We start from the raw sequence: 12531 nt of genomic DNA, 5'->3' as shown, positions 1-12531 counted from the left end.
CTGCAAGCGCTGGGGCCGAGCGTGATCGCCAGCGCCAACATTGGCTGCATCACCCACCTGCAAAGCGGCACCGACACACCCGTGCGCCACTGGGTACAGGTGCTGGACGAGGCGCTGGCGGGGTAGGCAGGTAGCGCGCATGGGGCTGTGGCGGTGGGTGCTGCGCTGCGTTTCTGCCGTTGTTCTTTGTCCGCTAAGGGCAGATCTTGCCCGCTTCGGCTCCGGCGCCGCTGCCCGGGCTGCGCACCCTTTGCGCCAAGGCTGGCATGATTGAGGGTTTTGTTGCCCTCTACCGCTACGCCCATGACCGACTCCGTGCCACACCCAGAACAGACCGCCGCGCCCGCTGCCCCTGATGCCGCGGCGCCCGCTGCGGCTGCAGCCGTCGCCACCATTGCGCCCGGCGAGGGCGCCCCCGCAGCGGCCCAGGCCGACTCCCGCCCCGCTGGCGCTTCGCGCCGGGGTGGCCGGGGCGGACGCGGTGGCCGGGGCCGCAAGCCCGCAAACTCCTCTTCCGCCGCCGCAGCAGCCACCGAGGGCGATGCGCCCGCTGCCGCCGATGGCGCCGCTACCGCGCGCCGCGCGCCGCGCCCCATTCCGCCCACCCTCGAAAAGCTTGCCGAGCTGTACCCGCAGCTGTTTGGTGCGGTGTTTTTGCCGCTCAAGCGCGGGATTTTTCAAGACCTGCAGGCCGCCCATCCCGACCTGTTTGAGCGCGAGGCACTGAAGCTGGCGCTGGGCATCCACACCCGCTCCACGCGCTACCTGCAATGCGTGGCGGCGGGCCAGCAGCGCCACGACCTGCAAGGCCAGCCCGTCGAAGCGATGGCGCCCGAGCACATCCACCAGGCGCTGGTGGAGGTGTACCGCCGCCGCCAGGGCCGCAGCAGCGAAGACCTGTTGCCCAAGCTGCGCGCGCGCATCGTGGCCAACATCGAGGCCAGCGGCCTCACGCGCGAGGACTACGCCGAGCGCGTGCGCAACCGCGACGAAGCGGCCAACGCCTTGCTCGATGAAGCCCTGGCCGAACTGGCCGCCAAAACCGCCCGCGAAGAAGCCCTGCTGCGCACCTTCGAGGCCAGCGGCAAAACGGTGGAAGAGTTTGCCGACATGTACGGCATGGACGCGCGCACCGTGACCCGCACCCTGCACAGCGCCCGCACCCGTGCGGCGGCGCCGGTGGTCGAGCCTGCCGCCCCCGAGGCGGCCCCCGACGCCGCATAAACCGGCCGGTTTCGGCGCTGCGCCCACGGCGCTACAGTGGCTCTCCCCCACTCCCCCGGAGAGCCACCATGTTCGAAACCGCCGAAATCGGCCACAAGATTTCCAAGGCCGATTACAAAAAAGCCGTCCCTGCGCTGCGGGCCGACCTGCTCGGCGCGCAGGCCGAGCTGTATGCGCAGGGCAAGATTCCGGTCGTGCTGCTCATCAGCGGCCAGGACGGCGCGGGCAAGGGAGAAACCATCAACCTGCTCTACGAGTGGATGGATGCCCGTTTTCTCAGCACCCTGGCCTTTGCCCGGCCCACCACCGAAGAGCGCGAACGCCCCAGCATGTGGCGCTACTGGCAGGCGCTGCCGCCCAAGGGGCGCATCGGCATGTTTGCCGGCTCGTGGTACTCCGACCCTATCCGCGAACACATCGATGGCGACATCTCGCGCAAAGAGCTGGACGCGCGGGCCGACCAGATCAACCGCTTCGAGGCCATGCTGGTCAACGAAGGCGCGCTGGTGCTCAAGTTCTGGTTCCACCTCACGCGCGAGGCCCAGAAAAAACGCCTCAAGGCCCTGGCCAGCGACCCGCGCACCGCCTGGCGCGTGACGCAGTGGAACTGGGACCGGCTGGAAACCTACGACCAGCTGCAAGCCACCGCTGGCCACCTGCTGCGCATGACCAACACGCCCTGGGCGCCCTGGGTGGTGATCGACGGCTCCAACGACAACTACCGCGCCTTGACCGTGGGCAAGGTGCTGCGCGATGCCCTGCGCGCCAAGCTGGCCAACACCAGCCACCCGACATCGCCCGTGGCGCCCATGGTGCGCGTGGACACCGACGGGCGCAACGTGCTGTCTGCGCTGGACTTGGGCCTGTCGCTCACCGACAAGCACTACCAGAACGAGCTGGCGCACTGGCAGGGCCGCCTGGCCGAGCTGGCCCGCGACCCGCGCTTGCAGCACCGGGCGCTGGTCTGCGCCTTCGAGGGGGCGGACGCAGCGGGCAAGGGCGGCTCCATCCGCCGCATTGCCGGGGCGCTGGATGCGCGCCAGTACCGCATCGTGCCCGTGGCCGCGCCCACCGACGAAGAGCGCGCCCAGCCCTACCTGTGGCGCTTTTGGCGCCACCTGCCCCGCCATGGCCACATCACGCTGTTTGACCGCACCTGGTATGGCCGGGTGCTGGTCGAGCGCATCGAGGGCTTTTGCACCGATGCCGACTGGCTGCGCGCCTACACCGAGATCAACGACTTCGAGCACGAGATGGCCGAGGCGGGTCTGATTCTGGTCAAGTTCTGGTTGCAGATCAGCCAGGAAGAGCAGCTGCGGCGCTTCCAGGAGCGCCAGCGGGTGGAGTTCAAGCGCTCCAAGATCACCGAGGAAGACTGGCGCAACCGCGACAAATGGGACGCCTACCAGCAGGCCGTGTGCGACATGGTCGAGCGCACCAGCACCGGCACCGCCCCCTGGACGCTGGTAGAGGCCAACGACAAGCGCTATGCCCGCATCAAAATCCTGCGCACCCTGTGCGAGCGCCTGGAAACTGAGCTGGCCCGCAGCCCCAAGCACTGGGCCGATGCCGAGCGCCCCGGTGGTCAGCGCCCCTCCGAGAAGAAGCGGGGCAAGAAAAAGTAAGCCCGGTGGGCCTGTAGAGCAAGGCGGCCTCTCGTTCCAGAGCGACGCTGCTCTGGCGCTCCCACCCATTGGGTGGCCAGTCTTTTATCCATAGCAAATATCAGGCCGGTAGTGGTGCTGGCGCCAGCGCCACCGCCACCGTCAGAACCGTGCCCCCTGCGCCCGATTCGACCGTGAGCGTGGCGCCGATGCGCTCGGCGCGCGCGGTCATGCTGCGCATCCCCACGCTCAGGCCTGCATTGCGCACGGCCTCCACGTCAAAGCCCACGCCATCGTCTGCAATGCGCAGCTGCAAGGTGTCTGGCTGCGGCTGCATGCACTGCACGCACACATGCCGTGCCCGGCTGTGCTTGAGGGCGTTCGACAGCGCCTCTTCCACCAACCGTGTCAGGCCCAGGCATTGCAGCGCGCTGGGCCGACCCTGCCACTGCGGGGCAATGCGCCATTGCGAGGCCACGCCCATTTCGTCAAAGAGGAGCGTGAAACGGTGGCGCAGCGGCGCAGCCCACTGCACCGGTGTATCGGGCACCTGCGCACCGGCACTGGAACCATGGTCGATCACCTGGCGCAGGTCGTCGCGCAGCACCTTCAAGAGCGACAGCACGCGCTGGTTGGCCAGTGGCTGCTGTGCCAGCTCCACCAGCGCCATGCTGCGCATCAGGCTACCGCCCAGGCCGTCGTGCAGATCGTGTGCGATCTGCATGCGCTCTTGCAGCTTGGTGTGCTCCAGCGCTTGGGCGTGCTCGCGCTCCAGGGCCTGGGCCAGATCGGCGCGGGCGCGGGCCACCCCCTGCTCCAGCTCGCGGTTGAAGCGCTCCACGCTGCCCATCTGCTGGGCCAGTTGACCGCCCAGCAGCAGCATCATGAGCGTCACGATCAGTGGCCCGCTCAGGGCCGCCCAACTGCGTGCTACCTCCCACGTGCCCACCACGATCAACAGATCGTGCAAAGCCACCACCACAAACACCAGCCAGCACAGCGCCAACAGAATGTGCCCCCACTGGCGCCCTGCGGCGCGGGGGCGCCAAGCGTGCCATTGGAACTGAATGCAGTTGGCCAAGAAAACCGCCACCGCACTCAGCCATACCGCCATGAAAACCTGCCGCGCCATCGCCTGCGGCGCCAGCAGCGCTGCAGCAGCGCCCACAGCTGCCAGCACCCACAGCGCCCGCTCCACACGCGCAAAGCGCTGTGCGCCAAAGCGGAAGGTGAACAGGCATGCGCACAGCACATACCACACCAGTGCCACCATGCTGACACGCGACTTTGTCAGCGTGTCGGGCCAGGGCCAGGGCGTGTCGGCCAAAAATGTGGTCAGGTACACCAACCAGCCCAGCGACATCAGGCCAAACCAGCCATAGGCATGTTCTTGCCGCCGCAGGCACCACACCAGCAAAAACATCGCCCCCGCCATGGCCGACATCACGGCATTGATGAAATAAACCGTCTGCTGCTGCCAGTGGCTGCGCTCGTGTTGCAGCGCTACCTCTGGGGCAGACCCCAGCTGCAGCGTCCCCAACCCGGGCGACAGCACCGACAACCCCACCACGCGCACCCACACCGTGTTCACACCGGCGTTGAGGGCTGATTCGGGCAGCAGCCACCAGCGCGGCTTGTTCCAGCTGCGCGACAGCGGCTCCACCAGCGAGGCATCGCGCCACAGCAGATCGCGGTGGATGAACACCTCGCCCGCCATGCTCATGCCGCTCAACCCCAGGGCCACTGGCGCAGCCTCTGCTGCACCACCTGCGCAGCGGCGCTCCCAATCGATGCGATACCACACCGCGCCATCGTGGTTCGGCCAGCGGCGCGTCCACACATCGGGCAGCTGCACCGGCTCCCAGCCCTGCGCAGGCCGGTCGGCCATACCGCCCCGGGGCGCTGCATCGACACCGTCCAGGGCCCGCACGGCCATGACCGAGAGCACGCGCGGCGCACATGCCGAACCGCCCGGCGGGGCATCCGCTTGCGCCCAGACCGGCCCGCCCACCGCCAGCACCAGCGTTACCACCCACCTCGCCCATACCGCCAGCACGCCCTCGGGCCTGTCGCGCAGCCACCCCAGGCGCCCCATCACGCCAGCAACCCCCGGGCCCGCGCTTCATGCACAGCGCGGGTGCGTGAGGGCACGGCCAGCTTGCGGTAAATGCGTTTGATGTGGCACTCCACCGTGTGGCGCGACAAAAACAACTGCTCGGCAATCTCGCGGTTGCTCATCCCATCGGCCACCAGCCGCAAAATCTGCGACTCGCGTGCGCTCAGCGCCTCTTCCAGGGGGGTGATGTCAGCGGCGGCCACTGACGACACCGGCGCAGGCGCAGGCTGGGGTAGCAGCTGCAAAATGCGCCGCGCAATGAACGGATCAATCGGCGCGCCCCCGCGCAGCACGCTGCGGATCGACAGCATCACCTCCAGATCGTCGCGCTCCTTGAGCACATAGCCCGTCGCGCCCGCACGCAGCGCCCCCAGGATGGCGTCCTCGGAACTCCAGGCCGACACCACCAGAATGCCCAGCCCCGGGTCTTCCAGGCGCATCTGCTCGATCAGCGCCATGCCGTTGCCATCGGGCAGCGCCAAGTCCACCAGCGCCAGGGCCATCGGTTGCGCCGCAAGGCACACCCGCGCCTCGGCCAGCGAAGCGGCAAACACCAGTGCATCGGGCGCATAGCCCAGTTGCAGCAATACGCCGCGCAGGCGCTGCTGCAACAGCGGCTCATCCTCTACCACCAGCACCGGGACGGGCAGCGTCGAATCGGCAGAAAAAAACGAGGGATCGGACATGCTGGGGCGCCATGGGCACGTAAAAAAACGAATGGGCCATCCTAGGCCAGGCGCCCTGCCCCGCCTATCCCTGAGATTGGGGATTTTGCAAGAGGGGGCTGCAAATTACCCAATTTCAGGGATGTTGCAAAAAGCCACAAATGCCTACAGTCCATTGTCTCGCCAAAGAAGTGGATTGATTTTTGCCTCCAGCGCTGATGCACAGGGCGCTTGCAGCTATTAAAACAAGAGTAGAAAAGAACAAGACATGCGCATTTCCTTTCCCGTCAGCGCCACCCGGCGCAGCATCTGCGGCGCCGGGTACCAGCGCCAAGGCGTGGTACGCAAGCCGACCTTCTCTTCATGACCCGCCAAGGCACGGCCACCACCTGGTGGCCCACCGGCCTGCCCGGTGCAGGCAAAACCACCCTGCCGCCGCGCCAACGCCATCACCACCAAGAATCATCAAAATTAATAGCTACCAGCGCTTGCTGCATAAGCGCTAGAGGCCAAAAACACGTCAAGAAAGCAGACCATGACCATTGCCAGTACCAGCACCCTTGACACCACCGGCGCGGCCCCGCGTGAAGTCGTCTTTGTGGACAGCCGCGTCCAAGACGTGGCCACCTTGCTCAAGGGCTTGGCGCCCGGCGTGGAGGTGGTTTACCTGAAAGCGGGTGCAGACGGCCTGGCGCAAATGGCGGCCGCACTGGGCGAGCGCGGTGACGTGGCCACCGTGCATGTGCTGGCCCATGGCAGCGAAGGCCAGTTGTGGCTGGGCGGCACCTTTTTGGACAACAGCACCCTGGCGGGCCAGGCCGATGCCCTGGCGGTGCTGGGGCGCGGGCTGACGGCCGACGGCGACCTGCTGCTCTATGCCTGCGACCTGGGGCGCGGCGCGCAGGGCGCGCAGTTGGTATCGAATCTGGCGGCCTTGACGGGCGCTGACGTGGCCGCCAGCGACAACCGCACGGGCGCCCAGGGCGACTGGGCGCTGGAAATTGCCACCGGCCACATCGCGGCCCCGGTGGCCCTGTCGCACGACACCCTGGCTGCCTATGGCCATGCGCTGGCAACTTTGACCGTCACCAATAATTTAGACAGCGGCGCCGGGTCATTGCGCCAGGCCATTGTCAATGCCAACACCGCACCCGGTGCCGACACCATCGCGTTCGCGCCAGGTCTGAGTGGCTCCACCATCACCCTCAGCTCGGGGGAACTGAGCATCACCTCTGACCTCCAGATCAAGGGCGACATCGACGGCAACGGCACGCCAGACATCACCATCAACGGCAACGCAGCCAGCCGTGTGCTGAACATCACTGCTGGCACGGTGGTGCTGGACGGGCTGACTGTCTCCAACGGCAAGCTTCAAGGCAACCTCTCCGGCAAAGACGCCCTGGGCGCAGGCATTGCCGTCACCGGCACAAATACCCTGGCCACCATCGTCAACTCCTTCATTACCAACAACGTTGCAAACGGCTGGAACAGCGACTGGGAAATTACTGGAGGCAGTGCCGTTGGGGGGCTGTACATAGAAGCCAATTCCACCGTGCACATGGCAGCATCCTCTCTGACTGGCAACACCGGCACGGGCGGCAAAGGCGGTGATGGTAGTTACGACAACGGTAATGGTACTCACGGCGGCGACGGCGGGGATGGCACGGGCGGTGTGCAGGTGGTGAGCGGTGGCACTTTCCGCTATGAAGCCGACAGCGTCACCTTCAGCGGCAATGCCGGGATGGGTGGCGACGGGGGTACGGGGACGAACTATATCGGCAAGTTGGGTGTATCCACCCCCCACATTGCTGGCACCGCCGACGACACCTGGACCTACAACCTGCCCACCATCACCAGCCTGGACGGCGACAGCGTGGCCTGGGCCGGCGTGGGCAATACGGTGACACTCGACGCGGGCGGTGACGCATCACTGACGGATACCGAACTGGGTGCGCTCAACAGCGGCCATGGAGACTGGAACGGCGCCAGCCTGACCGTACAGCGCCCTGGCGCAGCGGTGACCAGCGACACCTTCGGCTTCGGTGCATCAAGCCTCTTTACCGCCAGCGACACGGGTGCCAGCGGCACCCTGCAATCGGTGCCAGGCGGGCAGACTTTCGCCACCTACACCCATACCGGCGGCGTGCTGACCATCAGCTTCACCAGCAGCGGCACGCCAGCCACCACCGCGCTGGTCAATGACGTGGTGCGGCACATCACTTACAGCAATGACACGCCTGCTGGCGATGCCACCCTGCGCTTCACGCTAAGCGACGGCGCGGCCAGCACCACCGCCGATGTGGCGGTGACCAGCGACACCATCTACGTCACCAGCGCCACGGACACCGCCACCATCGACCCCAGCAACGGCGTGAGCTTCAGCGAAGCCATCGCCATGGCCGCCGCCGATGCCACCGGCAGCCAGACCATCGTGCTCGCCTCCACTCTGGCGGGCCAGACCTTGGTGCTGGGCAGCGTGGCGATCAGCGAAAGCCTGACACTGGATCTGAGCGCTGCCAGCGGCGTAACGCTGACTGGCGGCACGCTGACGATCGATGGGGGCGCCTCCCTCACGGTCGTCAACGGCGCGGGCGACACCGCCACCTTCGCGACCGCGCTGGCCGGTGCGGGCGGGCTGACCAAGAGCGGTGCGGGCACGTTGACGCTGTCGGGCTCCAGCGCCACCCACAGCGGAGCGACTTCCGTCAACGCTGGCGCCGTGCTCGTCAATGGCGCGCTGGGCACTGGCCTTGTCACCGTGAGTGCTGGCGCCACCCTGGGCGGTAGCGGCAGCATCGGGGGCAGCGCCACCCTCACCAGTGGCGCCACCTTGTCTCCCGGCAGCGGCGCGGGCACGGGCGTGCTGACCATCAACGGCAATCTGGACATGCAAGCGGGCAGCACACTGGCTGTGCAGATCAACGGCACCACGGCGGGAACGGGGTATGACCAGGTGGTCGTCAAGGGAACGGTGCATGTTGCGGGATCGCTCTCGGCCACCCACGGTTACACGCCGGGCTCAGGCGACCGCTATACCTTGATCGCCAATGACATGACCGACCCCGTAACCGGAACCTTCAGCGGCCTGGCTGAGGGCGGTACGCTGACGGCGGGCGGCAACAACACGGTGTTGACTGCCAGCTACACAGGGGCAACGGGCAATGACTTCATCCTGAGCGCGCCCGTCGTCAACACCGCCCCCCGGTTCACCCTGCCCGACGGCGGCAAGCTCCTCGTGCCCGTGGGCAGCGGCCACGACCAGGCCTGGAGCGTCACCGTGCAAACCGACGGCAAGATCGTGCTGGCGGGCTATAGCGACAACGGCAGCAACGATGACTTCAGCGTGGTGCGCCTGCACGCCGACGGTACGCTCGATACCAGCTTTGGCACCGGCGGCAAGGTCTTCGTGCCCGTGGACAGCGGCCAAGACAAGGCCTACAGCGTCACCCTGCAAGCCGACGGCAAGATCGTGCTGGCGGGCACTAGCCACAACGGCAGCAACGATGACTTCAGCGTGGTACGCCTGAACGGTGACGGCACGCTCGATACCGACTTTGGCGGAGGCGGCAAGGTTCTCGTGCCCGTGGGCAGCAGCGACGACGTGGCCCGCAGCGTCACCCTACAGACCGACGGCAAGATCGTGCTGGCGGGCTATAGCAATAACGGCGGCGACTACGACTTCAGCGTAGTGCGCCTGAACACCGATGGCACGCTGGATACCGACTTTGGCACCGACGGCAAAGTCCTCATGCCCGTGGGCGGCTACGACCAGGTCTACAGCCTCGCCCTGCAAGCCGACGGCAAGATCGTGCTGGCGGGCAGTAGCCACAGCGGCAACAACAATGACTTCAGCGTGGTGCGCCTGAACGCCAATGGCTCGCTGGACACCGACTTTGGTACCGACGGCACGGGCAAGCTCCTCCTGCCCGTGGACAGCGGCAACGACCTGGCTTACAGCGTCACCCTGCAAGCCGACGGCAAGATCGTGCTGGCGGGCAGTAGCCACAACGGCAGCAACTATGACTTCAGCGTGGTGCGCCTGAACACCGATGGCACGCTGGACACCGACTTTGACGGCGACGGCAAGCTCCTCCTGCCTGTGGGCAGCAGCAGTGACTTGGCCTACAGCGTCACCCTGCAAGCCGACGACAAGATCGTGATCGCGGGCTTGAGCAACAACGGCAGCGACGTTGACTTCAGCGTGGTGCGCCTGAACACCGATGGCACGCTGGACACCAGCTTTAGCGGCGACGGCAAGCTCCTTCTGCCCGTGGGCAGCAGCGAGGACGTGGCCTACCGCGTCACCCTGCAAACCGACGGCAAGATCGTGCTGGCGGGCTATAGCTCGAACGGCAGCAACAATGACTTCAGCGTGGTGCGGCTGAACACCGACGGCTCGCTGGACACCAGCTTTGCCAGCACCCCCAGCCTGGGCCATACCGCCAGCTACACCGAAGACGCCAGCGCCGTGCTGCTGGAGCCCGGTGCCCATGTGCTGGACGCTGACCTGGCCGCCCAGGGCCACTACGATGGCGCCAGCCTGACCCTGGGCCGCAGCGGCGGCGCCAGCACCGACGACCTGTTTGGCGCCAGCGGCAGCCTCACGTTCAGCGGCAGCAACGTGGTGTGGAGCGGCACGACCATCGGCACATTCACCCAGACGGGGGGCACCCTGGCCATCACCTTCAACCATGCCGCCACCCAAGCCATCGTCAACGGTGCGCTGCAATCGCTGACCTACCAGAACACCAGCCACAACCCGCCCACCAGCGTGCAGGTGGACTGGCGCTTCAGCGACGGCAACACCGGCAGCCAGGGCAGCGGCGGGGCCTTGGCAGCGGCGGGCAGCACCACGGTGAATATCACGGCGGTGAACGATGCGCCCACCATCAGTGGTCTGCCGGGCACCGCGCAAGCGGTAACCGCAGGGGAGGCTGCAGCGCTTGAAGACTTTGCCGTGAGCGATGCCGATGGCGCTGGTGTCGTCTTGAATGTCACGCTGACGGCCACCAACGGCACCCTCAACGGGCTGACAGATGCAGACACCACCACGGCGGGCATCCAACTGAGCGGCACCGCTGCCACCCTCAATGCCGCCATCGCTGGTGCCACCTTTACCGCCAGCGCCGCTGGTGCGGCCAGCATCGGCGTCAGCGTGAGCGACGGCGTAGCGGCGGCGGTGACGGGGACTTACCACCTGAGCGCTGCTGCTGGGGTCAACAACGCCCCAGCCTTCAGCAACCTCGACGGCGCACCTGGCTACACCGAGAATGCCAGCGCCATTGCGCTGGACGCCTCGGTGGCGGTGTTCGATGCCGAGCTGGCCGCCCTGAACGGTGGCTTGGGCAACTACAGCGGCGCCAGCGTCACGCTGGCGCGCTCAGGGGGCCGCGCCGCAGAAGACGTGTTCAGCGCGCTGGGCAACCTGGCCTTCACCAACGGCGACGCGGTGCTCTCGGGCACCACGGTGGGTACCGTGACTAACGCCGGTGGCATGCTGACCATCACCTTCAACGCCAGCGCCACCCAGGCGCTGGTCAATGAAGTGCTGTCGAGCATCGGCTACGCCAACACATCCGACGCCCCCCCGGCCAGCGTACAGGTGGACTGGAGCTTCAGCGACGGCAACACCGGCAGCCAGGGCAGCGGCGGGGCCTTGGCTGCGGCGGGCAGCACCACGGTGAACATCACGGCGGTAAACGATGCGCCCACAGTGGCCAACGCAGTGCCTGACCAGAACGCCAAGCAAGATGCGGCCTTCAACTTCCAGTTCGCGGCCAACAGCTTTGCTGACGTGGACGGCGACACGCTCACCTACAGCGCGCAACTGGCTGGGGGCGGTACGCTGCCCAACTGGCTCCACTTCAACGCGGCCACCCGCACTTTCAGCGGCACACCGGCTCACAGCAACGTCGGCGCTGTCAGCGTTGATGTCATCGCCAGCGACGGTAACGGCGGCACGGTGACAGACACCTTCCGTATCTCGGTGGCTGCCGCATCGCCACCGCCACCGCCACCGCCACCGCCACCGCCACCGCCACCGCCACCGCCACCGCCACCGCCACCGCCACCGCCACCGCCACCGCCACCGCCACCGCCACCCGGAGATGATGACGGTGTTTCTGCCGAGGAAGAAGACAGCGTCCCGGGCATTCCCTCGCGGCCCGGTGGCCCGGTGGTCGTTGGGGACGGCAATGGCGACGGCATCAAAGACAGTGAGCAATCGCAGGTAACGTCGCTGAACTTGCGTCAGACCGACCGCGTCAGCAGCAACCCGCAAGCGCCTCAGACGCCAGTGACCCTGGTGGTTGGTAGCCAGAATGGCAAAGTCAGTGCCCAGGCGGGCAACGCCAAAATCACCAGCATCGGCCAGAAAGACGCGCCCGCAGACCTGCCCGATGGCTTCAGCGCGCCGCTGGGTCTGTTGGGTTTTACGGCCACGGTCGATACCAAGGGGGGCACGGGAAGCTTCAGCTTCTACCTGGACGGTGCCCTGGACATTGACGGCTACTACAAACAAGACGCCAGTGGCACCTGGGTCAACCTGGCCAGTGCGGCCAACGGCGGGCGCGTGGTCACCGAGCACGGCAAAACCCGCTTGGACTTTGTCATCCAGGACGGTGGCCAGTTCGACCTGGACGGCAAAGCCGACGGCGTCATCACCGACCCCGGCGCCCCCGGAAAAATGGCGCTCGTGCCCCCACCAGTCGATAGCGACCATGACCAGTTCCCTGACGCCCTGGAGGCAGCCCATGGCCTGACCGTAGGCGTCAAGGACAACGACGTCTTTGGCAGCCCCAAGCTCTACGCCATGCAGCTGTACCGCGACACTTTGTTCCGCGAGGCCGAAGGCGCCGGGCTCACCTACTGGCAAGAAGTGCTCGGCAGTGGCGCGCAAAGCCGTGCGCAAGTGGCCAACGCC

Annotated in this window: 5 protein-coding genes; 3 read left to right on the top strand and 2 right to left on the bottom strand. The window is 66.7% G+C overall.

What is annotated here, in order from left to right; translation table 11 throughout:
• Positions 1-303 precede the first annotated feature (303 nt).
• Together PHX69_RS11015 and pap are read left to right on the top strand one after the other, a co-directional pair.
• Positions 304-1224, top strand: a complete 921-nt coding sequence (locus tag PHX69_RS11015; RefSeq protein WP_119013590.1) for a ProQ/FINO family protein — start codon at positions 304-306, stop codon at positions 1222-1224.
• Positions 1225-1292: 68 nt separating this feature from the next.
• Entirely contained in the window at positions 1293-2849 is a 1557-nt protein-coding gene (gene pap / locus PHX69_RS11010; protein ID WP_119013589.1) for a polyphosphate:AMP phosphotransferase, read from the top strand.
• Between the two features lie 100 nt (positions 2850-2949).
• Here pap and PHX69_RS11005 read toward each other — a convergent pair whose 3' ends face one another.
• Together PHX69_RS11005 and PHX69_RS11000 are read right to left on the bottom strand one after the other, a co-directional pair.
• On the bottom strand, positions 2950-4923 hold the full coding sequence (locus PHX69_RS11005; protein ID WP_288043732.1) for a sensor histidine kinase: 1974 nt from the start codon (positions 4921-4923) through the stop codon (positions 2950-2952).
• Complete coding sequence (locus PHX69_RS11000) at positions 4923-5630, bottom strand: LuxR C-terminal-related transcriptional regulator (protein WP_288043731.1); 708 nt, start codon at positions 5628-5630, stop codon at positions 4923-4925. Before PHX69_RS11000 ends, PHX69_RS11005 begins: the two co-directional genes overlap by 1 nt.
• Positions 5631-6144: 514 nt before the next feature.
• On the opposite strand from PHX69_RS11000, the gene PHX69_RS10995 reads away from it, so the two are divergent.
• A partial coding sequence (locus tag PHX69_RS10995) for a DUF4347 domain-containing protein (protein WP_288043730.1) occupies positions 6145-12531 on the top strand: 6387 nt, incomplete at its 3' end.

Source organism: Simplicispira sp., from assembly GCF_028687295.1.
Taxonomy (GTDB): domain Bacteria; phylum Pseudomonadota; class Gammaproteobacteria; order Burkholderiales; family Burkholderiaceae_C; genus Simplicispira; species Simplicispira metamorpha.
The sequence above is the reverse complement of the archived record's forward strand: the minus strand, read 5'-3'. Positions and strand labels throughout refer to the sequence as shown.